The sequence below is a fragment of the Flavobacterium sp. 140616W15 genome (assembly GCF_003668995.1).
Taxonomy (GTDB): domain Bacteria; phylum Bacteroidota; class Bacteroidia; order Flavobacteriales; family Flavobacteriaceae; genus Flavobacterium.
Genome location: NZ_CP033068.1, coordinates 1,246,262 through 1,271,556, shown reverse-complemented (window position 1 = coordinate 1,271,556; position 25,295 = coordinate 1,246,262). Strand labels below are relative to the sequence as shown.

Below are 25,295 nucleotides of genomic sequence, written 5' to 3'. Positions count from 1 at the left end.
TAGTTGTACTTTCTTTATACACAAATGATTTTCTAATATCACTCTTTTTCAATCTTTAATTTTACTTATTTAATTAACTTCTATTTTTGTTTATCTTATTTTTATACAGAATTTTTTATTACATACAATTTAAAGGGTTCATCTGTAAACAATTGATATTTATTATTTGGGTTACTATAATAGTAATAAGGTACATTCTTTAAGACTTTAAATAATGAATCTCTAACAGCTTTCCCATTAATTTTTATATTCTTTTTACTTCCATCACTATCTATAAAAAAAAATTTCTTAATTTTTAAGGTGTCATTCCCAATAACAATATTAGTATATAAAAAACCTTCCCAAAATTCCCTTCCAGAATTATAGCGCCTCAACTTTGACTTTTGAAAATACTTGTACTGAATATCTTCAATATAATGTGTCCCCAATACATTCTTAACTGTTGAATCACTTATTACCAAACGATTAGCTACTACACCTTTACTTTTAAAAACTTGATGAGTTTTTCTATCATCATAAAATGCATTCCATTTATTATTATCCCAAAATATTACTTTTTGGAATTTTTTAAGGGATGTATTCGTACTTATATAACAATCAGTTGAAAATATAAAATCTGCTTTTTCATAAATTTTTCTAACGAAGTCGCTTTGTTTTATTGTATCTAAATTAAAATTCTCGTTGTATGTTTTAATTTTGCGTTTTAAGGTATCCCCATCTAAAGCCCAGGTTCTATAATAATTTTCATCAACATTAATCAGATATCCTTCAAAAAAAATCTCATCACTTTCAGATGGTTTATATTTTGCTGTAATATTACCGAGACTATCAAATTTATAATATATTTTACCACTTATTCGTCCTTCATTAAGTAATTTGCAATCGGAGGCTCCTACTATTAAATTATTTTGAATAGTCATATACTGTTCCAAATCCTTATCACAATCAAGTAAAAGTCTCATTTTTTTGTTCTTAAACTGTAAAACAGCTTTACTTTCTAAATCTTGATATTCATTATATTCGGGAGGTAATGATGTATTATTAAATAAATTTTTAAAATAAATATCAAGGTTGCAAGTCGCTATAATAATTATAGATCCTAAAACAGTAATACTACCAAAAAACCATTTTAGTTTCTGTATAGATCTAAAGAATATATAAATAAAATAAAAAATATTGTTCCAAAAAATAGGCTCCCAAAAACGAATAAAGCGACATACCCGGCATATAAATCCTTGAATGCAGCAACTACAAATACAGCACCAAACAAAGCAACACCTATTGCAACTACAATTGCTTTTAATAAATGTTCTGAAAAAGTTTTTTCTTTTTTCATTTCGTTATTTATTCGTTATCCAATTGTACTCCTTTTTGTAATGCTTATAATAACTTTTATTCAAAATCTTCTTTTTTTAGATTTAATAATTGAATTATTTCTTCTAGCTGATTAGGTCTCTTAGTAACATCTACATGTTTCAGTTCAGATTGATACTTTAAAAAATAGGATGTTCTTCCTGTAGAATTTTGAGTCCAACTTCCCGATATAGAATCAAATAATGTTTTTTTATTTATAAACGATATACTTTCTGAATTACTTCGTTCATTTACAACATTTTCTATAGCCCATTTTGTAAAATGCTTATTCTCTAATAGAAACTTTTTATTATATCTATTTCCACCTAAAATACTTAATAATTTCCCCTTGTTATCATACATATAATGGATAGAGTAATTGAAAAATTGATTATCAGTTTGAAAATTTTTATTTTTAATTTTTGCACTAATTATTCTATGTGTATTATTTTCTTTCTGATTTCTCCAATTTTTATTTAATGGCTCAAGTGATTGTGAATAATCTCCATATCCATCTTTTAAAAAATATGCTAAATCTAAAACTGAATTTTCTAGCAGTATTTTTTGTTTTAAAAATTTATGATATTCATTATTGAGAGTATATACATCATTTTCAACTATAACTGTATTATTTTTATCGAAAACGACTGTTATACTTTCTTCAGATTCGGTACATTTAAATACAATTGAATTATTGTTTTTATTTTTAACCCAATAAGAAAATTTTTGTGCTTTTTCGGTCAAGTCAGGATTCAATTGATAAACAGTTATAGTATCATTATTTTTAGGAAAAATACCTATCGAATTTCTAATATCCTTTTCGTCTTCATTGTTACCCCTATCAATATAAATCTCCTTTACAAATACCAATGAATAATCTGATCTATTATTTGCAGGCTTAAGAATACAAAAAGATAAAATAAGGCCGCTTAGAATTATCAAAACAAGTGTTTTTTTCATAATTATTTATTTCTTTTTATGTCCCCGTATTTATACCAGAACTAAAAACTCCTCATAATCCCTTTTCAGCCTCTTGTCACAATTAAGCATACCTCAAATTATGAGAGTTTAAGCAATGACTTTACAAACTTATCTATCTTAATTCTATTTCATTTTCGCTAAAATTTTGAAACGAGTGAAAACCAAACTTATATCCAATTTAGTCCGAATTCTAAAATATAATGAATTAATGTAACTATTGCGCTTAAAACAAGAATAGTAAAAATTCTCATAATATTTTGATTTAGTTTAGTTTGTATTTTTATTTTAATGTAACATATGTCTATTAATACAAACGGAATAAAAGAAATCACTCCAATAAATCCACCTATCCAAACTATTATAAATTCATCTAATCCATTAAGTATGGAAAAAAAACCTGTTGCTATAATCGGTTTTCCAAGTTCTATTCTCATCCATCCCATTCCTGAAAATATACTTAAAAGAAGCCATATTAGGTATTTAATAATTGTTGTTATAACTTTCATTTAAAATAATTATGGTTTAACACAACGAATCTTTACTTTTTTTAAAAGTCTATTTAACTCTATATCAAGCATTTTTACTCGAACAATACTATTACTAAAATTCATTATTTATTTTATCTATTTAATTGTTTAAGTTCGCTAAGTGCATTAATGGCTTCAAAAACCTCATCTTGATTTTGTCTGACAGTCCAACCTTTTTGAGATAATTCTTTTCTAACTTCTCCTTCTGTTTTATTTTTCACAAAATGATAAAAAGCGAAATCAATAACATCTACAGGAACTCTTCTCAATTGATATGATGCAACATTAGAAATCAACCTTAATAAGGCAATATAATAAGTAATCACAAATTGTAAAATCCAACTAATTACTAATCCAATCCAACCTGTATTTGTTTTTTTAATAATTAACCCTTCCTCTAAACGAAGTTTAATGAACTCTAAAAAACCTATTCTGTCATAATTATTTTCTCTTATAATTATTTCATATTGAAAATATTGATTCAATAAATATGTTAAAATAATTATTCCAATAAGTAAATATCTAAGTTTATTCAATTCCGTAAAATTAGAAATTTCTATTAACCATTTTAATGAAAAAGCAATTGCTAAGGCAACTCCATATTCAACTAAAACAATAACATACATTCCGATTACAGATATTTGAGCCAGAATAAAAGCTAATACGACAGAAATCAAAAAACCACCAATTAATAGAATTGTAAAATTTGCTTTTTTTATTTCATTGGGTCTAGAAAGATTTTCAGGGATTAAATAATCATCCCAATTATTTTTTCTATCAATTTCAACTTCTAGCCTTTCAAGTGATTCTCTGTCAAAACTTTTTTCAATCTCTTTAAAAGCATGGATAAATAGTTTAACTCTTTTTGAATTTTTACCGTTATCCCAAATTTCATTTCCTAAAGATTCACTTTTTACAATAATTTTTCCATGACTAAAATTAATTGAAATAGCTTCAGTCCATTTTTCAACTCCAAAATTGCTTTCTTTTCTTTTAGCTTCAATGACTTTGTCTTCTTTATAAACTAAATCCCAATTTAGCTTCTCAAATGTTTTTTCAGCAATTGATACAAATACTTTCTCATTTAAGTTAGTTCTAAATTCTTCTTCATATTTTGGTGTCCAACCAAAACCATGTTTTTTATCTATACTTTTCTCATAATTTTTTAAACTTTCTTCCATCAATTATTATCGTATTATTATTTAAATATTATTTTCCTAAAGGCTTTTACATTTTCAAAGATGCGAATTTTATCTAAGTATTTTCTGCTTAATAATAGTAATATGTTTTTTATATCAGTATGTCTCTTTCAATGAATTTTAAAAAAAGTTTTTTTTTTAATCTTGACCTAGAAAACTACTAATGAAAATCAATTCAAAAAAACTTTTTTTTTGCACTAGTAATCTTTTATCATAAATTTGCACTTTGCCACAATCGGCAAATAATTTAAGTTATAAATTTCTCAGATTAAATTACATCTGAAGTAGTAAAGATAAAACACTACTTTATCAGTAGACTCAGCATCAATTGTATCGACTAATTTTTTTCTTACAAAGGGGATTTAAGATCAAGTAAAATAAAGAAAAAAGTGAAAAAAGAAGAAACTAGCTGGACTATTTGTCAAGAATGCCAAGGACGAGGTAAAAAAAACCGAGGAATTAGCAAGAAAGCACGAATAAACTACCAAAAAGCATTAGATCAATTTGAAAAAACAAAAGAAGGAATAGCTCCTATACCTCCTAAAGGACACCTCTACTCTTGTTTAAACTGTTCCGGATCAGGGTTAATTCCTTCTACTGCCCATCCTTTAGCTGATACAGAAAACTACCCTCACATTGCTATTATTGGTGGCGGCATTGGTGGTGTAGCACTAGCTACAGCATGTTTGCACCGCAGCATCCCGTTCACCCTTTATGAACGTGATAACAACTTCGAGGCGCGTTCTCAAGGCTACGGACTAACTTTACAACAAGCTAGTAAAGCCATTCGAGGATTGGGGATTCAATCTTTAGATGAAGGTGTCACCTCAACAAAACATGTGGTTCATACTACTGAAGGAAAAATTATAGGAGAATGGGGACTCCGAAAATGGATGGAACCTGAAGCAACAACATCTTCGAAACGTTCAAACATACATGTCGCAAGACAAGCTTTACGCTTAGCATTACTCAAACAACTTGGCGGACACGATGCTGTACAATGGGGACATCAATTAATAGATTTTAAAGAAACACAAAACGAAGGTATTAATCTAAGATTTCAAGTAAATGGAGAAATAAAAAACTCAAAGGCTGATCTTGTAGTTGGAGCCGATGGTATTCGCAGTTCTGTGAGAAAATTGCTCATTGGTGAAGATCCTACTCCGTTACGGTATCTAGACTGTATTGTCATATTAGGTATCTGTCCTTTAAAAGCTCTTGAAGGTCTTACAAGTACTTTATTAGATTCAGCTACTGTGTTTCAAACTGCCAATGGTAATGAACGAATCTACATAATGCCTTATACAGCAGACTCGGTGATGTGGCAACTTAGCTTTCCGATGTCTGAAGATGAAGCTAAAGCATTAAGCGCTCAAGGACCTCAAGCACTCAAAAAGAAGCTTGTCGCAGAACTCAGTGGCATAATCCAATTCCGCAGATAGTTGCCGCAACACTAGAAGCTCAAATTTCAGGTTATCCCGTGTATGACCGAGAATTACTTAAACCTGAGCTATTTAACAAAGCAGGGCAAGTTACTCTAATTGGAGATGCTGCTCATCCGATGAGTCCGTTTAAAGGACAGGGAGCAAATCAGGCATTATTAGATGCACTGATGTTAGCAAGAATAATTTCAAAAAAATGTGGCCCATTATCAGAATGGAGAAAAACAGGATTAAGAGCAACTGTATTAACTGAATTTGAATCAGAAATGTTAGAACGTAGTGCCACCAAAGTAAAAGATTCTGCTGAGGCAGCACAGTTTCTACATTCTGAAATTGTACTTCATGAAGGTAATTCACCTAGAGGAAGTTGTGCAAAGAAAAAAAACATCTAATATGTTTGATTATTTTTTTTAGTTGTGTTTTTTGAAAAAAGCTTTCATTGCACCATAATATTCTTCTGGTGCTTCAAATGGCGTATTATGAGAAGCATTTTTTAGGTATACTAATTCTTTGTCTTTTTTAGGAATATTTTTGAGCGCATTATAGATTGTTCTTCCCTGCTCTACTCCAATTGCATAATCATATTCTCCTTGAATAACTAATACAGGTTTTTTGATTACTGTAAGTTCATTAAGTATATTCAGATTATTATACGATTCCGTATTCATAAAAACTTCGTTTATGTATTCTAGCTTTTCAATTGCCTTTTCAAGAAGTTCAGGAGTGTATTTTACTCTAGCATAAAAAGCTGTATCTTTAAGTAACTCATCCTTTTTTTCTTTTAATTCTGGTCTAGCCCAATAAACATCAAACCCCAAATCTTTTGGAAATTCATATCTTATAAGATTCATGTCGCTAAAGAAATTTTTGAATCCACTTTTTTCAATTTCGTCTAATTTTATTAGAATTGTTGTAAATCTTTTTTTCTTAACAGAATCTGTAGTGCTTTTTAAAAGTTCATTAGCCAATTTACGCTCGTGTGATATCAACGCGGAGTTTCTTTGTGGACTATCCGCAAATCCAGAACTACTAATAAATGAATTAATTTTATCCTGATGTTTTATCAAATACAAAAAGCCGTATGTTCCACCCCAAGAAGTACCTAAAAGATTGATCTTTTTGTTTGGATATTTCTCTTTTATATAATCTACAACCTGATCTAAATCTTTAACAAACTGATCTGTTGTAAGCATCGATTTGTCTTTACATTCATCAGATTTTCCTCCTCCTCTTTGATCAAAATAAACTACTAAATAATCCTTTTCGAATATATTTCTGAAAAATTCATGATCTACAGAAAAAGCTCCTGGTCCGCCATGTAATGTTATAATTATAGGCTTTTCTGGATTACCAACAACACGGGTATAAAGATTTGATTTTTCAATTGGAATAAAAAACTCAGTATCTATCTGGTTTTCTTTTGTTTTTTTTGAGCTTCACAACAGTTAATGCTTATAAAATAAATTGTAATGAGACTTAATAGTACTCTTTTCATTGATGTGGGTTTATGGTTAGTTAAGTAAAAAATTAGTATTCAGGTAGCCAAAATAGTACTTTTGAACCAAATTTAATTAGATAATTAAATAAAATTAAAAAACCATCTCAAAATGTATTGAGATGGTTTCCTTTTAGAAATTAACCATGAAGTTTGAATCAAACTTTATGTATAAAGCAATTCGCTATTGTATGGCTAAAGTTATTCTTCTTCTTCCTCAACAACTTCAGCTTGTTCCTTTTTATGATGGAAAGGACATCCTGACATAGCCTTCTTTTCCTTATGAATATTCACTGGAGTAGATACAGGTCTTCTTTGATGTTGTTCTTGTACAACTGGAAAAACCGAAGTGAAGAAGTTTGTCCAACCACCAGTACGTACACGCAATAAATCAAACTGTTCTGGCGAATTTACCGCCTCACTAAAAGTTGTTGGATTGGCGACAGTAACAGTCAGTATATTAGAAGACTGTCCTTGGCTGAATTGTTTCATTACCTTAATGAGTTTTTCTACAGGGAAATTTTCATCAATATTAAAATCTGTAGGTGCCCCATCAGTCATCATTTCACTTCCTACGCCTTCAAAACCTGCAAGTGATTCCTCAAAACCAGCATATTGATGTTCAATGGGTAAATCTGAAGGACTAGGCATCGCACTCAAATCAGAAGCTACAGTTGTACCTAATCGTCTTCCATCAGCACTGGCCCCATTCCAAGCTCCCATTTCAACATGGTTTTCAAATGTTCCTACACCAGGTTGAATTTGAATTCCAAAAGGGAACTCTTCTGAACCAAAGCGAGAAGTCATATCTTTTAAGGTTGCATATAATTGTGACCATGGTTCTGTAAAAGTTTGCATCGAAATTTTGGCAACATTCTCAACAATAGTATCTCCTAAAGCGTCAATCTCCTTATGACCTCTACCATAACGAGGTAATGCTAAAGCAAAGTCTCTAAGCTGTTTGAAGCGCTCAGAACGAGATGCAATTCTAGATTCGCCTGCCAAGTTACTAATAAATGGTTCAGTCATTTTATGTCCCCAATCGCAACACAAACATTCCAATAATTCTGTTAATGTTGTTACGGCATTTTTATCATCAAACACCATTTTTTTTATGGCATATAGCGAATTGATTGTAGAGCTCAATGAAATGTAACAAGGCCCATAAATGTTATATTTTGCCCCGCCACTATAAAAATCCTGCCCTTTGGCTAAGCAATCATCCATAAGAACATTTAAGATTGGAGACGGACAAAATTTAGTGTTGTTACCATAACCTCTCAATTGCCCATCGAATGCTTTTCGGTTCAATAATTCGAAGTGTTGAAAATATATCCTTACAAGCTCATCAAAACTTTTAATCTGATCGGCTGGCTTCGAATTAAGAGAAACAGTTTGCCCAAAAAGATAAGTCTCTCCTGCCGAAGAATAAGTTCTTCCTTGATTTAAAGCGCATTCTAAGGGTTGCAAGGTCGAAAAACCACCTAATGAAAACCAATTTTCACCTGGAAATTGAGGCTCGTAACAACCATCACAAGCATAATTTTGTGCAGATTTCATACTAACAGACGGATTCCAACTCTTAGTTTCCTGACTCAATGACCCACCAATATTGTCACCACTGTGATACAATCCCTTTATAATCTTTTCATCGTTTAACAAAATAGGATGTGCACCTCCAGAAAGTACAGCATGCGCGGCTTCAACCAGAAGTTCTTCAGGTATATCTTTTCGGGTTCTAAGAGACAAACAGGGTGCGTTTAGTGGCAAACGACCTGAGGAACGAATAAATAATTTAGTCATAAAGTTGTAGGCAGGTCTTGTAGACTCAAAATCAGTTTCACCATCTGCAATTGTTCCTCCTACTGTAATTTGTTGAATCCATTGTCCCAAAGAAGCTCCTTGAGGATAAGGCCCTGAACTTCCTCCCATGGCGAGATTACCAAAAGGTTGATGATCTTCCATAAAGATTCGGTTCTGCTGTACTTTTTCATCTAGCTTGATATAAAAAGCATCTATGATTTCCTGCGCTTCATCCTCAGAGATAGCGTCAGAGATAATATCACTATCGTAAAAAGGTTGCAGCAATTGATCCATTCTACCTATTGCAGTTGGCTCTCCATTTAAATGAAGACAACTGTGAAGTGTAAAAATTAACTGAGTAGCTTCAATTAAACTATCTGGCTTTTCTGTAGCTAACTTTGTCATTCGATATGCAATAGAATCCAGATTTTCTTTTTCCCATTGTTGTCCTATACTCATTTTAGCAGCTGTATCTCGAGCTAATTTGGCATAGTTGAGGAAATATTCAGAAATCCCTTCCAAAGACAAATAAGCAGATCGATACAAATCTTTTTTCTCCTGCGTTACTGCTTTAGATTCATAATCAAGGATTTCTTCCTTTAAACCCTTTAAACCTTTTGTTAAGGCTTTTTCAAAATTAGGAATTACATGCCCTACTCCCGAAGCTTCACTGAGATTACCTAAAAACCCTTCAAGACGCTCCGCTTCTGATAAGTATTTCATCACATAGCGCCCTTCACCCAATGTTAGATTAGGCATTGCACCCACGATAATCTCTTCTGGAGAAATTCTAAAAGTATCAGAACCATAAATAATTTCTCCTTTATTTTCTAAATAAGAAGAATAGGGAACCAACGAACCGTTTTTCAATCTTATTCTCCTACCTCTAAAACCATAATCCGCAGAACTAAAAAGTTGCAGACTCAAACGAATCGCCCAACCTTTTCTAACCATGATAGATTCCTTCATAATTTCAGAAGGTTTGTCTTGCCCTTTATATTGGTCGATATAATATTGAATATCTTCCTTGATTTCTTCCTGTTTTCTATTAAAGTACCAATTGTCCTGCCATAAAGAAAATATGTTTTCTAGTAAACTTAAAATCCTTTTAGATGGTTGGGTAAAAAAATCATTGCCTTTATGAATACCTGTTGCCATTGTAAAAAGATAATTCTGATGACTGTAATACATCAAACCATTTTCAGAAGCATTTTTATAATGTCTATCCAATCGAGTCCAATCTACACCAGGAAATCGTGACCAATCACCATCTTCCATAAAAGAGAAATCATTTGAATAATTCTTCAAGGTATCCAACTCCAAATCATCTACACTTGGTATATAAAAAAAACCTCCCAAATCAGATTTTAAATTATTAAACAAACGATCATTCATAAAACCTTTATCAGAACCAATCTGATTTCTCATAATGTTTTCGAGAATACCAATCTCTTTGCAAAAACCAGCAAAATAAATTCCTTCTTCATCAGAAACTGTTACAGATTTTGGTGCTCTAAAACCTGTATTCGATTGTTTAGCTCTCCCAAAAGGCAGTCCTAAACGAAGTATTGGTGTTGTATTTCCGTTTTCATCCTGTATTCTAGCTGATTTAATATGCGAACGAGAATCGCGATCAGGAATAATAGTATCATCTGTTTTTCTTCCAATCAAATCTTCAATTTGATCTTCAGTCATAGCATTAATTTGATTCCAATTGATTAAAAAACGTTGAGCCAATACAAATGATCCACCAAGATGCTCAATATCTTCACAACCAATTATAGTATGTTTGGCAATGGTTACTGGATCAGAAGGATTATTTAAGTTTTCGGAGAAACGACATCCTAACACTTTTCCAGCATGTCCATCTTCGTTACTTGATTTTGAAGCTGCTGGCTGTGCATAATATCTTTCCGTTTTCGATTTTAAATAAGTCAAAATAAGGTTTAACACTATTTTACAAGCATCCTCATTATCACTTTTAATATGAAACCAAATATCTGCTTCTGAATCATTAAAAACACCATTAGATTCCTTAAAAGCCCTAGATTGGTTGGGATTGGATTTCTTAGGATAATTTAATTTCATCCCTTTAGGAATAGTTTTTCCTTCCTCTTTGCAAATCCTTTCCCAGTTTTCAAAAGACACTCCCAAAATAACCGATGTGTTTTTATTACTAAGCGCTTTATCTGTGTTAATCTTTAAACGCAAAGATGCCATCAAAAGGGCTAATTCTGAACTAGTAAAAGGTTCTTTCATCCAGAAAGTAGAAAAAATAGCAAAAGGAGACGGATAAACCAATCCTCTCTGACAGTGTTTCCACACTTCTTTAAAACGATCTTCAAAATTTAATGCTTCCATAATCAATAATAGGTTAGTAGGTTAAGACATCAAATATAAAAGTATCTGAAGACTCTAAAACAAGTACAAATACTTGTTTTACAAATTATTAGATTAAAAGCATTAGTCTTTTATTCAAAAACAATTAAAACTATTGGCATTGAAATTATCAAAACAAAAAAAAGAGATCTTAAAAAAGTCTCTCTTAAAAAATAATTGATTGTCCGTAATGGAGCTTCAGAAAAACAAATACAGTAATTAGTGTAGTTAACACTGCTTGAATATATTAAACAAAAAAAACATCTCTTCTTCTGTAATTTTCCTTTTTTTTATCTTAAAAAAATTCCTAGTTCAGTTTTCCCCTTTGGTAAATAGAATAAATAATTTAAAGCACTTTCTCCGTCGTTTCCCTCTGGCATTACTGGTTACACAGCAAATAAAATAAAACAAATTAAAACAGCTAAAGTTTCTATGATTATGGGGTCGGGGTTTATACTAAACCATTAAATAAAGTAGATATAAAATTATCAAATAAGCACCTTAATATCATCACTTTTTATCTAATAACTTCTAATGGTGATCCTGATTTTGGACGATGGAGAAGTATATTATAAACTTCTTCCTTATCGTCAATGTTTGCAATTAAAGGAGATTCATGATTCAAGTTTTCTAATGAAACAATTTTTCCTTTAGCATAGAAAACAACTTTTAAGTTTTCAAACGGAATCATCTTTCCTTTACTTTTTAGGATCCTTTCATGCATCCACTTTTTGTCCTCTGTAATAGATGTAATATCATTATATAAAGAGGTATAAATTTCTTCATTTCTTTTCTGATATTTTTTTGACAAACCTAGGGTATCTCCTTCATTCAATGTTTGTTTAATTTCTGAATACTTATCTAATACTTCGTCTTTTAAAACATTCAAATTCTCTTTAGATAAATCAGCAGATTCAGACCATCCCTTTACTTCATAATGAACTCGAGCTTCAAATTGTATTTCTTTGGAAATAACAGGAGATTCTCTAAACTCACTTAAATTAAATTCTTTTATTAATACCTTATCTTCAGAAGACATATTTGACAAACCATGAGGATATTGATAAATTTTAACATTTACATAATCTATTCCTGATTTGTCTACTTCTGATTTTCCTTTTTCTGGTAGCAGAACTATTTTTACAAATTGTACACCACTCTTCAAAATAAAATCATTTACTGGAATCTCCGTATTAGTACTTCCTTTTTCATAATCTTTTTCAACAGGCATGTCATTTACATACGTTTCATAAGGATTTGCTACAGATATTTTAAGAGTATATATGGGTTGATCATTCATTATATTGCTTTTTTTAATTATAGTATTAGTATTTTCTTTATTCTGACAACTTGCTATATTAAATACAAGCAAGCCAATTAAAATCAATTTATTCATATTCTTTTTAATTATATCAATATTTATGTTCTTGTCCTTCTCCAAATTTCATACTAATTGGTGTACCTGTATAACTTGGAATTAGTGTAAGAGGATCCATTCTTTTTTCTTCATTATCACTTTTTGATCTTTTTGAAGTAATTACAGAGAGTTTATAACAGTTAAAAAAGGGTGAAAACATTATATTTTGCTCTTTTTTTATTTTACTCATTTGAAGGACTTTTCAGTGCCCTAATTAATTACCATGATATTTTTCCAAATATGCATTATACAAAATAGAAAAAATTAATAACGAATAATAAATACTACCTGTTGCTATAAGAGTAGAATCTTTTGAAAGATCAAAACCATTGTGATGAAAATTATTTTCATTCAAAAATGCATTTGTGTAAATTAATTTCGGTAGATAATTTGAAAATACAATGCAAAAACCAATCGATAATATATATATTATAGCTGCCAATCCCGAAAATCCTAATAATTTATCTTGCTGTTTTTTGCTTATATTATAAAATGCAAAACGCATTCTATGAAGAACAACAGTAAAATAAGCAATCATTATCTTGTTATCTTGCAAGGGAAGCATTTTATTAAACTCATAGGTGAAAAGTGCATATGCTATTACAAAAAACAATATTGAAAGCTTTTTCTGAAAAACAGCCATAAAAACTGCTGAATGAACCATGATAAATTCAAAACAAATTAAAACAGCTAAAGTTTCTACGATTATGGGGTCTGGGTTTATACTAAACCATAAATGTAAATACTGATATAATAAATAACCATTAAATAAAGTAGATACAAAATTATCATATAAGCACCTTAATATCATCACTTTTTATCTAATAACTTCTAATGGTGATCCTGATTTTGGACGATGGAGTAGTATTCCAAAAATCCTTTTATAATCCTTATCTTCGTAATAAAGAGGAGAATCTCCATTTTTATCCTCTAAAGTAATTAATCTTCCATCTCCATAAAATTTCAATGAATATTTACTAAAGTCAATAGAATTCATTAATCCTTTTGCTTGTTGTACTTTCTCTTTTTCATCGTCCTGTTCTTGTAAAATTTCAGGAGCATCAAAATAGGCTAACAAAACTTCTTCTTCTCTTTTTTAATAATTTTATAATAATCGTTATAAGATCCAGAATTCAAAATATTAAATACTTTTATATAATATCCTTGAACTTCTTTTAATAAATTACTTTCATTTTCAGCTAAATTTTTAGACGAATACCAACCCAAAATAGGGTTAAGTTTATCAAAATCTACATTCAAGAAATATGTATATTCAATATAACTTTCTTCTTTTATTTCTTTAGGAATACTTATTTCTTGCAAAAGACTAAAACCTTCAAATAAATTATTTTTACAAAACATTATTTTTAAACTAAAATTTTTATACAACTCTTTAGTAATATATTGTTTTTTTGCAGATTTATATAACTTTACTTTTAAAATAGCTTTTTTATTTGAAAGTAAATATTCATTAATAGGTAAAAAAGCACTTGATTTTATATCTTCAAAATTTTGGGCTACAAGATCATCATTTACTAAAATCTGGAAGTGGTTTTGAATATCATAATCAATACCATATATTATTGGAGTTTTCTTCATTGTTACCTTATTTTTTGCATTATTTTCTTTTTTCTCTTGACAACTTCCTGTACTAACTATAAACAAGAATATTAAAATTATTGTTTTCATTTTCTAATAATTATTTTCCTTTCCTTCTCCGAATTTCATACTGATCGGAGTTCCAGTGTAACTCGGAATCAATGTCAAAGGGTTCAATACTTTAGACTTATCTTTACTTCTTTTACTTTTATAAGATAGTTTAACATATCCTGTAATAATTAAACCCGAAAATTTGGTAGTCCAATCTATCATGTTATCATAATCGGCATTTGGACTTGCTGTTATTTTAAAATAACAATCCCCTTTAATCCCTGCTTCGAAAGTCATCTCAGGTTCAACAATTATCTCTTTTTTATTTTAAATTTCACTTCCGTAGATATCTCCAATTTCCCTCCAAAAGTTCCAGAAATTTTTAGGTCAGCGTCCAATCTTTCCCCTTTTGCTTTGGCGGTATTGTATTTTATAAAAGCTTCTTCTAGTGCGAGATTAGCATAAAAAGTAAGGTCTATTCTATAATTTATACTTAAGGCATCCCTCGATATTTTTTCTGCCAACCAGGTTGCTAAATCCAGTACTGTTATTAACTTGCCAAACAATGGTATTTTATCAGCCAGAGCCAGTACATCAATCTTTAGCTCTCCTCCTATAAATGGTACTATTTTGGCTCTCGCTGCTAATTCTATACCCAATTGATTATTTAGCGTATTGTATTTCCAGCCTACTCCTACAGAGGGTGAAGGAGGTAAAAGAGAAAGACTCATCATATTTCTTCTTCCTGCCAAAGAAGGAGGCAACGTTTCAGATGCTTTTCTTGCTTCATTTGCTCCAGCTACTTTATCGACCAGATCATAAATAGATTTTATAATAGACAATGTTTTGCGGTACTCTTCGGCAAATTTAAAACTCAATTCTTGGCTTTTACCACCGTCATAAACCGCTCTTACAGATAGTCCGAAGTTTGATTTAGCATCTCCAAAATGTCTATTGGCATTCGTAGTTATTTTTTTCTTTCCTTCTCTTGCATTTTTATTGTCTATATTCTCTTCTCTCTTTAAATCAGCCAATGCAACTCGATCTCCTTTATCTCTAATATCACCAATGGTGGTATTATCTCTTACAGCAGTTTTTTCTGTACCATAGATATCATACGTAGGTTCAGATTGTCCGTACCAGATAGGGTCTGGTGTGTTATACATGAAATTAATTGTCCATTCTATTTCAGGCACCACTTTTAATAAAATATTGTGTTTGTGCCTACAAGTAGCAGCAGTGATAGGTAATTTGGATATCGCCTTAGAATTATTTTCAGATAACCAAAAATACTTGGGTAAATCGACAAGATCAAACTCAAAATAAGCTGTCCCTTCGATACTTTTAGGCTCGTGCTTGGTAATACTTATGTTTTTAGGCAATTTTGACTTATCGAAAGTAAAAATATTTTTCCCATGATCTTTGGGTTTATCTACATATCTACATTCATCGGTATTACTATCCTTATCCACTTTGATTGAGAATTTTTTAGGCTCAGACCCTAAGATTAATCCTATCTCAATATTGGGATTGTAAAGTACGCTAGGGTTTTCTTTAAATATTTCTACAGTTGCTGTTTTTGCCCCTTTTTCATATTCTAATTCAATAGCAGTATACTTACAATGATCAAAATACGCTACATTAGTCTCAACATTCCCTACAATCAAGGGCATATTGGTAGCAGGAATTGGCAGCTCATCAAGTACTATGCTTTTTTTATCTGTACTCACTTGTAGATAACTCCTACCAAAATCAGTAAAAAAAACTCCTGTTTTTATAGATTTTACAATAGGAAATATTTTTAAATCGTCTCCAGCTGTTTTTATCCAAGCATTATCAAGTACTACCTCTAGTTCTATTTTTTGAGCATAATTTATTTGGGTGTTATCTATTGTTAAAACACCTGATATCCCTTTTTTATTACTATCGTTAGGTTTTAGTTTATGAACCTTCACCTCACGAGTAAAAAAATCTTCCCCAGATATGCTTAGTTTATCATTAGGAGTAAATATATTCCTATCTACCAAATGTACCTCGACTTCCTGACCATAAAGTCCAGTAGTATAAATATGTAATATAACCTTAGATCCTAAAGCTACTGTTGTACTTTCATTAATAGTATTGTATCTTAAATCAGTCCATTCAGTACGAACAATCCCAGAAACCCCTTCTGCTTGCACATACATCCCGAAGGGAGCTATTCCTTTTGGCTTTTCTTCTTCATGCCAGGCTTCGAGCCACGCAATACCTCCTCCTTCTAATAATTTAGGAAATGAGATACGCTCATGAATGCCTTTTTTAAAAGCAACATTAGGCGTTATTTTATTGGGATCTACCCCATTATAAACTAATTGCCAAGTCCAGTTTAAGTCGTCAAATTTTTTTAAACGTTCGTTATACAACTTTAGTTTTTCACTGTATTTTTTAACGTCAATATTATATTGGTGTACATCAACATCATAATTCCATCTTCCGGTTTTGTTTAGCTTATTATATTCTTCCTTAGATAATTCGGTTATGGCTTTAGGTGCTATGGGCTTTTGTTTTTTTAAGTCCTCTATTTCCTTTATTGTTATAGTAAAAGATCCTGCCTTTTTTAGTACTAAACTATTTAGTCTGGGATCATATTTTTGTCCTTCTTCGACCTTTTGTGGTATGATGTGTACTTGCTTTTCCATCTAATTTGTATTATAAATCATTAGGTATTTTTAAAATATCATTCTCTGAAGCATCTAAATCAAAGCCAGGAAATAATTCGGTTGCAACTTCAGGACTAGTATTTTTTATATTTTGTTTATTTAGTTCAGCAACTTGCCCGTGATTTTTTATGCTTATACAATCTGGTCCTCCTATAGGACATGAAGCTTTACTATCTTCAAGCAAGATTTTTCCTTTGTTCGAGAGAACTACTTCTTCATAAAAACTGCTCCATTCTGTAATTACAGCTTGGCAAGGCTTGTAACCAAAAGCTGTCGGTTGTTTTTTGCATTTACCAAAGGTATTTGCCTCTAGGGTTTGCCCGATTTCTTTGGTAGTAGCAATGAGTTTTTTGCCCCCATCTTTGTCGTTTCCAAAATGCTTGGAGTGCGTTTTAACCTGTAAAACATCTGTTTGAGGAGCTTCGCTAAACTTGCATAGGCAAGTAGCTCCATGAACAACTACGTGTTTTTCTGCCATAATTTTTTATTTTATAGGTTCAAATAAAATTTATTGTTGATATATTTCTACCTGAACCTTGTTTATTTTTTCATCGCTCATTTTGGTACTAAAAGTTCCTATTATAGAAAATATGCTATTATCAGAACTGTTAAGTTTGTATTGTACATTTCCCTCAGATTGTATAATTTGAATGTTAGGGCGGTCTTTTTCTAATATCGTTTTATTTTGCAAAACTTCACCAATAGTCCTGTTTTCCAATACCTTACCAATGTAATTGATAATCAACTTACCACTCTTTGTATAAAATTTTTTCAGAGTTTGTGTTATTTCATATTCTAGTAATCTCTTAGACAAGAAGGGTACTTTTTCCGTATATTGAATTTCTTTTTTTTCAGGATAATTACCATATATAGGTTTAAAAAACAGATTGAAAAACCAATTTTTTGACAGCATTTTCAGCAATACTTTTTCGTTATTAAAGTACTGATCTGCTTTTTTTATAATAGTATCCGACTGTTCTTTTTTATAATAATGTGTTAGTTCTTCTTTATTAGCGATCCAGCGTTTTTTGATTTCACTATGGTTTACAATTCCTTTTATTTCTCCCGTATTACTAATTTCCAATGCAATAGGGAAGATATTTTGGGCAATTTTATCTAAAAGCTGTTCTATTGCAACGTCAGGCATTTTTTGATTTATATAAACTTGTCTGCGATTTATTTCTATTATTTTAAAATTAAAATCATTTTTTTTATAAACGACATCTACCTCATAATGAATCTTGCTTTTTAGAAGATCTCCCTCATAATTTTCAAAAGTATAACCATAGGTTTTTGGGGCATAAAACCTAACAGGAAACAGATTGCGTCCTGTTTCTCTTTGCACCAATTTTTCGGGCGATTGACCTTGTAATACATCTGAATAAACATAAATTTCAGTCAAGTGTTTAGGAAACCTATTTCTTCTTATTTTATCCCAGAATCCAGCCTTAGCATTGTGTACCTCTTTTAAGTATTCTGTCTGAATTTTTAATTTTTCAGCAACACTCTCTAGGGTGTCTCCTTCTAGTATAGGATATTTTGTAAGATAGATTAATTTCATTTTTTATTGTATTTGTGGCTTCTTATTGTCGTAATTTTTATGTTCATGAGCGATACCGCTCACTCCAACATATGATTTCTAAATTTTTATTAATTTAATAAATGGTTTAAGTATAGTTCTATAATATATAAAACTGTAATAAGTAATATTATTCCAACATTAGAAATTGCGTGTTTTATTTTGGAATTATAAAATAATTTAAACATTTCAAACAATAGAAAAACTCCAAATAGTATCAATAAAGTAAATGCAAAAAAGAGAGGCACATTTATTCCAATTCCACTATTCCCACTTTGTTTTTTATGTAAAAAAAATAAATTAGCAAGAATTCCAATTGGAATAAGTCCAAATACAATTCTAAATAAAATGTGTTTCTTTAAATCTCGTTTCATTTTTGACGACTTCATTTATACTATTCATAAAATTATCACTAACGGAGTTCTTTTGCGACAAGAGGTTTAGGATTAAATCAAAACTCATTTCGGATTTGCCTAAACATTCTGAATACAAAAACAACTTCCTCACTAAGTATATTGCCCAAATATGTTGTAGTAGTTAAGTTAGTATGTCCAGTAAATCATTTTCTTACTATTTTTTTATCTTCTTATTAAAACACTGGCTTAAAATTTTATAACTAGGCAAATTAGCTACTACAATAGCTCTAAAAATAAAATTTTAGCGTAGGGTCTTTGTCTTAATATTTGTGCTTCCACATATTCTCGAAAATCTATATACAGCTATTTTTTTAGGATAAGCATCATGAAGCCGTGCAACATTGGACCAGGCATTATGATAACTGTTGCTTGGGGAATTTTTACCGTTTTTTCTATACGCCTCTGCAGAAATGGTTTCTTCAGGTGTTAATTTTTCACCTCTAGCCCTTTTGTCATAATATTCTTTGGCATTGGTGTTGTTTTTATTATTATTAGTACCATCGAAAAAAATACCAATGGTCAGTTCCGTAACTTCATCTTCTTTTTTAGGAGGGGTATAATGTCCAAATATAACGCTCATAACTATTCGTATTTACCTGTTCTTGTTACCTTTTCTTTTATCTCATATCGTTTTCCATCTTGTTCTAAATATAAATCAGTAACTCGCTCTGATTTTATCTCAACATTAGGATCAATTTTTATAACCAATTCTACAGCCTTATTTTTATCAAGATCTTCTTTAAAAAATTTTCTAATTTGATTTTTATCAAAATCTACCGGAATTTCATCCTCTCCACCATCAAGATACTTTGCCCAATATTCTTTATCGTGCGTAAAAGCTATTCTAGAAACAAACTCTTGTTCTTGTTTGCCACTGCCTACAGACCAGAATATTTCAAAAGAAAAAGGAATTGCTCTATTTTTTAGCTCTATTGGTCTATCATACGGATTTTCAATTTCTCCGTTACACATTTTAATATACATTGAAGCTATTTTACTGCCTTCGGGTAAGATTACTTTTGGTTTCCAGTTGAATTTTTCACGATATTCCTCATAAACCTCTGGTGGTGGGTAGCCATATTCCTTAATCTGTTCTCGAACGTCTTTAGATATAACAAAATTGTTTTCTAATCTATGTTGACTATAACCATTTCTAAACATATACTTCTCATCTTTGCTAATAAGTTTCGGGTCTATAATGGTTTCATGAGCCTGAAATCGAGCTACTTCAACTTGTCTTCCAATTCCAGCAACCCAAACTACTACCATTCCTTTTGGGGCAAATCCAATTTTTATATGTTTATAAGGTTCTGTTACTACTTCTTGTCCTCTTTTAGCATAAAAACCCTCATCAAATAGCTGTTGTATTTTTTCGATAGGGAGTTTCCATTCGCCTGCATAAAATTTATCATCAACATACGATAACCATGTCATATCGAGCTTATCAGGCAAGGGCGCTTTTATAAAATCTACACTGCCTCCGCCTCCCCAACCAGTGTTGCTAAATCCTCCCATTTGGCTAAAAAAATAACCTCCTGCTGCTCCTGTGTACACTTCTACAGGATATTCTCTTGGTGCAGAAATATCTGCTGACCACTCATACTTTTTTTCCATACATGAATTTATTGTTATTGCTAAAAGCAATAAAAGCATTGTTTTTTTCATGAGCTGGGTGCTTTTTTCTTCTTTTGCCTAAAATTCCATAGTTGAGTAAATAAACTCCACAATTAATCCTCAAAAACCCTGACAATTATTTTGGTTAATGGGATTTCTTTACTTTCTTGTTTTATGATTACATTACATTCTTTATTAGAACCGTTAACTTTAAATAAGATTTCGATGGGTTTGCTTTTATCCAAACTATTGAATGCTTTAAATATTTCTTCTTCTTGAAAATCTTGTGGGTTTTTATCCTTAATTATTTCAGAATGATATCTATTTAGATAATATATAATGTCTTCTCTTAACATAACATCAGCAACATATTTTTGTCCAGATGCATCTTGCCATCTTGGCTCTAAATTATAAGGAATAGCCCTAGACTGAGGAGGATCACTATTTAATAAGGGATTGTTGCTATAGACACTTTCTTCTTCCGCATTGATCATTCTAAAATAAATCTCATTTAATTGCTCTCCATTGGTACCTATGAGTTTAAAGGACCAATTGTATTTTTCTTTATAAGTTTGCCATAATGTATAGGGCAATGTGTTGCTTTTTATTTCTTGTTTTACTTTTTCTGAAAATATTTTATTCATGTTGTCTTGCATATTTTCTTCACGAGTACCGTATTCAGATATATTCTTCCATTTTACATTTGTTACTTCTTTTGCATAATAGGTCGCTATTAATTTTTGCTCTCTCATGCCTGCCATCCAAACGGTAACTTCCCCTCCTAAAGAAACGCCTGCAATGATCTGGTCATACTTCATGTATTTTAATTTTCTGCCGGATTGTTCGTCATCAAAGGTTTTACCTTGATTAGATGGGTCTGTACTTTCTTCTTGTAGCATCTTTTCTATTTCTTCGGACGGCAAATCAAAAGTGCTCTCATAAAATTTATCTTCAGTTTCTGAATAAAAATGAATTCTCAAATCTTTCGGCACTTCATTAAATCCATCCCCTACTGCATCATTACCACCTGAGCCCCAAGGACCTCCTAATGTACCAGTAGGCCCTACAAGTGGTAAAAAGCCATTGGGGGTGTGAAAAGAGCTGGAATAAACAGTAATTTGGTATTGTTTATCGCAACTGGCATAAGCATCATATTTATATTCTTTCATGGTAAAATATTGGCAAGAAGTTAGGTTTATACTCAAAATACTTAAGAGTATAATATTGATTAATTGTTTTCTAGGATTATCCATCTATTACTGTTCTTATATTATTCGCTCTTGGTTCATGACCCGTTTTTTCTGTGGCCGACCAATGCAGGTTGGTGTTAATGAGTATTTTTTCATTGGCAAAATCAAGATAATTTTGATAAGATATGGGCAAACGTGTGTAATCTTCAGTATCTTTTACAGCCTGGATGTACGCTTCTAGTTTCTTTTTTACATAACTCAAAATGTGTTCTTTATCTCCAGCTTTTTCAGGTATTCTAAATTTTCTATTTATACCGTCCATATCAAATCCTGCCTCTTTTTCTTTAGCAAACCCACACATAAAGTGTAAGGAAAGAAAACTGTATCTCTGATCTATATAGCGAGTCCCTTTGTATATAATGTTATGATTGTCTGTAATCATTATATATTTTAACTGATCAGGTTTATACCAGCCACTCTCTACCAACTCTTTTTTGTGTTTTTCTTTAAAATATTCAAATTGTTTACTTGCGACCCCGTATTTTATTAGTGTAGCTATGCCTTCTTTATCCATTTTAACCAAATGCTTCTGCTCATAATTTCCATTTTCATAAGCCCCTCCTATATCACAGTGACAGCCAGGTAATGTGTATTGAAAGCCTCTAGTTGTGGCACTATTAATATTGGTAAGGTTAAAGTTTTTGCGCCATTCATGACCAGCTGCTATTTGTACCACATTTTTGACAGCACGATTACTTATTGCTCTCAAATTAATTTCCTTAACATCACCTTTAGCTTTCGTATCGTCATTAAAATTAACACCATAGGACGAAACAGTGTCATATAACCCTACAAATCTAATTTCCAAGACATTGATTTCAATTTTATTTGTCTCGAATAACAAGCCCAAATGACCTCGTTTGGGCAACTGTTCTTTCTCGACTTGCTTTAAATCCAGATCATAGTAGTCGTATTTTTTTTGCTCTGCATTCCACACCTTACTAGCAGAGTACCACTCTTTGGTGATTTCATTAATAAAAGCTCTTGCCGCTGCTGCGCCACGGCTAAAACCAAAGACATCTAAAACTAAATTTACTTTTGGACTCTTAACTTTAGATACCTCGTCAAAAACTTTTTTGCAGCCAATACGCACTTTTGCTCTTATGCCTGTTTCGCCTGTTCCTGTAAGATACCCCGCAACAGTATCAGTATCTCCATCCAGAGTGCCTATGCCTTCAACATATAATGCTTTATCCTTTCCTATAAGATAAAATTCCTGCATTCTGGCAACATTCGAATAATCATTGTCATAACTGTCTTTGTCTACCCCCCAAGGATCATCTTTTACCGCCTCTTTATCATATAAATCTCCTTTTTCCTTTTTTTCTTTTTCTTTCCTAATGTAAGTATTACGCTGGTTGTTTAAGGTACCATCAAATAGTACTGCTAAGGTAATTTGCTTTATCGTGTTTTCCGTTTTATCTGGTGGCGTGTAATAGCCGAAACTAATGTTTGTTGCCATCTGCCGTTATCTTTTTATTCGAAATTAAAGTAAGGTTCTCTGTTGTAGCTTCAATATTAGATTGGTTTGCGATTTTTGTTAATGTACCACCTACTATTAAAGTATATTCATTATTAACCGTCACTTTTCTGTTTTTACAAATTTTATAGATTGCCATAATTAAAACATTTTAGATTTTTCTGCACTATTAACTTCAACCGTCTTACCACTTTTCAGGGTTAAATTTTCTTTATTGCTGAAAATAGTAACACTAGAAGCTACCACATTAGAGATTTTTGCCTGACACATAAAATCTTTATCAACCATTTCTTTTCTATTATCGGAACTTTCAGTAATATCACCATTTGCTGTTTGGGTTAAATCGTTACCCGCCGTTTGCGAAATATTTTTACCTGCGTCACAATCCATATTTTCTCCTGCATCAATTTTTACATTTTTACCTGCGTTGACAATAAAATCTTCTCCTGCCTGCATTGTAATATTCTTTGGGGCAGTAACATTAATATTTCCTTTCCCATCCATAAACCAAGTATTGCCTGATGGGTCTTTTACTAATATGCTACTTGCACCCTCATCAAAGGTTATGGTACTTCCGGTTCTGGTATAAATACTTTTAATATTATTGTCTGCTTGACCGCCAGCACCAATTTTCCCATTAAACAAACTTCCTATTACAAATGGTCTGTTGGGGTCATTGTAGCGAAAACCAAGCATCACATGATCTCCTACTTCGGGAATAAAAACCATTCCTCGATTGGTGGTGACTTCACCACTGGTTCCTGCATCGGGTGTCATTACTCGTAACCATGGTGTACGTTGTTGTTTGGTGGCTTGCCATAGCATCTTTACACGTATTCTGCCCTGCCCTTTTGGATCATCATTGGCTACTACTTCTGCTTGTTGCATTTGAGCTATAGGAAAGCTGATGTTTGGCTCTGGTAACTTGCGTATTTTGGCAGGCAAGGCTTTAAAAGTATTTTCATACTCACCTATGTCGCTAGCTTTATGTGTTATTTCGGTGATGATATAAATCCCTACTTCGTTGGTTTCGTAGTTGATTTTATTAATGTCTTGTCCACTGGTAAATGCCGTTAATTTATCTTTTACCTGCATGGCATCTATGCTAATACTCATGCCTATTCGTAAACTTCTGTTTCGACTAGTGGCGGTTATAAAATTAGATTCTGTTGCGGCACTTTGCTGACGGTTTTGCAGTATGGTTTGCAAATACATATCGTCTCCAGTGGCTATTCTGCCATATTCTAATGAAGATGTAGCATATAGTTTTTGAGAAGCTGTTATAGCATCAGTGCCCAACTTTGGAAACCCTTCTATTTCGTCTCTAGTCTTAGCTTGATACAGTTTATTGATATCTTCGTTATAGGTAAATGCTTCAAATTGATTAGGAATTGCCTGAACAGAAATATTTAGGTTATAAAGATCTTTGTTATAAATCAATTTTGTAAAATCCATACTAACATTTGGTTTGCCAAAAAATAGTTTTTCTCCATCATAATACAGCCATTCGTTGTATTGTTTGGCCAAGCGTTGTATGAATTGAAAATCGGTTTCGAGATATTGGGTTTGATAGCCTAAATTACTACCGAGCTCAGGTTTAATGTTGTTTTGTAATTGTTCACCTGCTGTTGTTTGTATTACTTCCTCAATAATATCATGCAAATTGGTGTCTTCCCAAGAATTGAGTTTTGCTCCTGATTCTAGAAGTATCGTTTTAGAATAACCAGAAATAATAATTTGGCTTCCCACATGTCCTAGTTCTTGGGCATATTGGACATTGGTCACTATTCCTAAAAAGTTATTATTATTTTCAAAGGCAATATGCACCACTTTTCCCAGCCAATTCTGAGCACTCTCTATAGTGTATGCTCTTGGTTTTTCGACCACAGAATGCGGAACACTAATTGTAAAATGATGGTGGTTATTAATCGTTTGATGTAGCTCAATAGTAGTGAAATGTGAAATTTCTTTTCTATCAATACCAAATGTAATTTTAGAAATGACCATAATA

The 25,295-nt window shown here is 31.5% G+C and carries 23 protein-coding genes and 1 pseudogene; 1 reads left to right on the top strand and 23 read right to left on the bottom strand.

Annotation, left to right across the window (positions count from 1 at the left end; all coding sequences use genetic code 11):
* Positions 1 to 101: 101 nt before the first annotated feature.
* The 5 genes from EAG11_RS05525 to EAG11_RS05505 all read right to left on the bottom strand — a co-directional run bounded on the left by EAG11_RS05525 (position 102) and on the right by EAG11_RS05505 (position 4,042).
* On the bottom strand, positions 102 to 962 hold the full coding sequence (locus EAG11_RS05525) for a hypothetical protein (protein WP_129538278.1): 861 nt from the start codon (positions 960 to 962) through the stop codon (positions 102 to 104).
* A gap of 167 nt (positions 963 to 1,129) precedes the next feature.
* Entirely contained in the window at positions 1,130 to 1,336 is a 207-nt protein-coding gene (locus EAG11_RS05520; protein ID WP_129538277.1) for a hypothetical protein, read from the bottom strand.
* A gap of 56 nt (positions 1,337 to 1,392) precedes the next feature.
* Entirely contained in the window at positions 1,393 to 2,313 is a 921-nt protein-coding gene (locus EAG11_RS05515) for a hypothetical protein (protein WP_129538276.1), read from the bottom strand.
* A 188-nt stretch (positions 2,314 to 2,501) separates the two neighbouring features.
* The gene (locus EAG11_RS05510; protein WP_129538275.1) at positions 2,502 to 2,840 is read right to left on the bottom strand and encodes a hypothetical protein; all 339 of its coding nucleotides are present in this window, start codon (positions 2,838 to 2,840) and stop codon (positions 2,502 to 2,504) included.
* Positions 2,841 to 2,953: 113 nt separating this feature from the next.
* On the bottom strand, positions 2,954 to 4,042 hold the full coding sequence (locus EAG11_RS05505) for a hypothetical protein (protein ID WP_129538274.1): 1,089 nt from the start codon (positions 4,040 to 4,042) through the stop codon (positions 2,954 to 2,956).
* A gap of 395 nt (positions 4,043 to 4,437) precedes the next feature.
* Here EAG11_RS05505 and EAG11_RS05500 point away from each other — a divergent pair.
* Positions 4,438 to 5,894, top strand: a pseudogene (locus EAG11_RS05500) (FAD-dependent oxidoreductase).
* Between the two features lie 18 nt (positions 5,895 to 5,912).
* Here the strand turns inward: EAG11_RS05500 and EAG11_RS05495 are convergent.
* From EAG11_RS05495 to EAG11_RS05415, 18 genes are all read right to left on the bottom strand, one after another.
* Positions 5,913 to 6,830: an alpha/beta hydrolase gene (locus EAG11_RS05495; RefSeq protein WP_242499347.1), complete on the bottom strand. Its 918-nt coding sequence runs from the start codon at positions 6,828 to 6,830 to the stop codon at positions 5,913 to 5,915.
* Positions 6,831 to 7,198: 368 nt separating this feature from the next.
* Positions 7,199 to 11,161 (bottom strand): Dyp-type peroxidase, encoded by a 3,963-nt coding sequence (locus EAG11_RS05490; RefSeq protein WP_129538272.1) that lies wholly within the window; start codon positions 11,159 to 11,161, stop codon positions 7,199 to 7,201.
* A 535-nt stretch (positions 11,162 to 11,696) separates the two neighbouring features.
* The gene (locus EAG11_RS05485) at positions 11,697 to 12,575 is read right to left on the bottom strand and encodes a hypothetical protein (protein WP_129538271.1); all 879 of its coding nucleotides are present in this window, start codon (positions 12,573 to 12,575) and stop codon (positions 11,697 to 11,699) included.
* Between the two features lie 16 nt (positions 12,576 to 12,591).
* Positions 12,592 to 12,786 carry a hypothetical protein gene (locus EAG11_RS05480; RefSeq protein ID WP_129538270.1) on the bottom strand — a complete coding sequence of 65 codons (195 nt, stop codon included), beginning with the start codon at positions 12,784 to 12,786 and terminating at the stop codon, positions 12,592 to 12,594.
* A 24-nt stretch (positions 12,787 to 12,810) separates the two neighbouring features.
* On the bottom strand, positions 12,811 to 13,407 hold the full coding sequence (locus EAG11_RS05475; protein WP_129538269.1) for a hypothetical protein: 597 nt from the start codon (positions 13,405 to 13,407) through the stop codon (positions 12,811 to 12,813).
* 6 nt (positions 13,408 to 13,413) lie between these two features.
* Complete coding sequence (locus tag EAG11_RS05470; protein WP_129538268.1) at positions 13,414 to 13,674, bottom strand: hypothetical protein; 261 nt, start codon at positions 13,672 to 13,674, stop codon at positions 13,414 to 13,416.
* Entirely contained in the window at positions 13,668 to 14,285 is a 618-nt protein-coding gene (locus EAG11_RS05465; protein WP_129538267.1) for a hypothetical protein, read from the bottom strand. Before EAG11_RS05465 ends, EAG11_RS05470 begins: the two co-directional genes overlap by 7 nt.
* 3 nt (positions 14,286 to 14,288) lie before the next feature.
* Positions 14,289 to 14,543, bottom strand: a complete 255-nt coding sequence (locus EAG11_RS05460; RefSeq protein WP_129538266.1) for a hypothetical protein — start codon at positions 14,541 to 14,543, stop codon at positions 14,289 to 14,291.
* Between the two features lie 14 nt (positions 14,544 to 14,557).
* Entirely contained in the window at positions 14,558 to 16,924 is a 2,367-nt protein-coding gene (locus EAG11_RS05455) for a hypothetical protein (protein WP_129538265.1), read from the bottom strand.
* A 10-nt stretch (positions 16,925 to 16,934) separates the two neighbouring features.
* Complete coding sequence (locus EAG11_RS05450) at positions 16,935 to 17,423, bottom strand: DUF4280 domain-containing protein (RefSeq protein ID WP_129538264.1); 489 nt, start codon at positions 17,421 to 17,423, stop codon at positions 16,935 to 16,937.
* Between the two features lie 30 nt (positions 17,424 to 17,453).
* Positions 17,454 to 18,506 carry a hypothetical protein gene (locus EAG11_RS05445; protein ID WP_129538263.1) on the bottom strand — a complete coding sequence of 351 codons (1,053 nt, stop codon included), beginning with the start codon at positions 18,504 to 18,506 and terminating at the stop codon, positions 17,454 to 17,456.
* An 89-nt stretch (positions 18,507 to 18,595) separates the two neighbouring features.
* A complete protein-coding gene (locus EAG11_RS05440) occupies positions 18,596 to 18,898 on the bottom strand; it encodes a hypothetical protein (protein ID WP_129538262.1) in 303 nt (100 codons plus the stop codon).
* 283 nt (positions 18,899 to 19,181) lie between these two features.
* Positions 19,182 to 19,520 (bottom strand): hypothetical protein, encoded by a 339-nt coding sequence (locus EAG11_RS05435; protein ID WP_129538261.1) that lies wholly within the window; start codon positions 19,518 to 19,520, stop codon positions 19,182 to 19,184.
* A gap of 2 nt (positions 19,521 to 19,522) precedes the next feature.
* Positions 19,523 to 20,605, bottom strand: coding sequence for a DUF2931 family protein (locus EAG11_RS05430; protein WP_129538260.1), 1,083 nt, complete (start codon positions 20,603 to 20,605; stop codon positions 19,523 to 19,525).
* 62 nt (positions 20,606 to 20,667) lie between these two features.
* Positions 20,668 to 21,807, bottom strand: coding sequence for a DUF2931 family protein (locus EAG11_RS05425; RefSeq protein WP_129538259.1), 1,140 nt, complete (start codon positions 21,805 to 21,807; stop codon positions 20,668 to 20,670).
* On the bottom strand, positions 21,800 to 23,266 hold the full coding sequence (locus tag EAG11_RS05420) for a phospholipase effector Tle1 domain-containing protein (RefSeq protein ID WP_129538258.1): 1,467 nt from the start codon (positions 23,264 to 23,266) through the stop codon (positions 21,800 to 21,802). The genes EAG11_RS05425 and EAG11_RS05420 overlap by 8 nt, the downstream gene beginning before the upstream one ends.
* Positions 23,250 to 23,423 carry a hypothetical protein gene (locus EAG11_RS21650; RefSeq protein WP_164998657.1) on the bottom strand — a complete coding sequence of 58 codons (174 nt, stop codon included), beginning with the start codon at positions 23,421 to 23,423 and terminating at the stop codon, positions 23,250 to 23,252. The genes EAG11_RS05420 and EAG11_RS21650 overlap by 17 nt, the downstream gene beginning before the upstream one ends.
* A 2-nt stretch (positions 23,424 to 23,425) precedes the next feature.
* Positions 23,426 to 25,291 (bottom strand): type VI secretion system Vgr family protein, encoded by a 1,866-nt coding sequence (locus EAG11_RS05415; protein ID WP_129538257.1) that lies wholly within the window; start codon positions 25,289 to 25,291, stop codon positions 23,426 to 23,428.
* Positions 25,292 to 25,295: the final 4 nt, after the last annotated feature.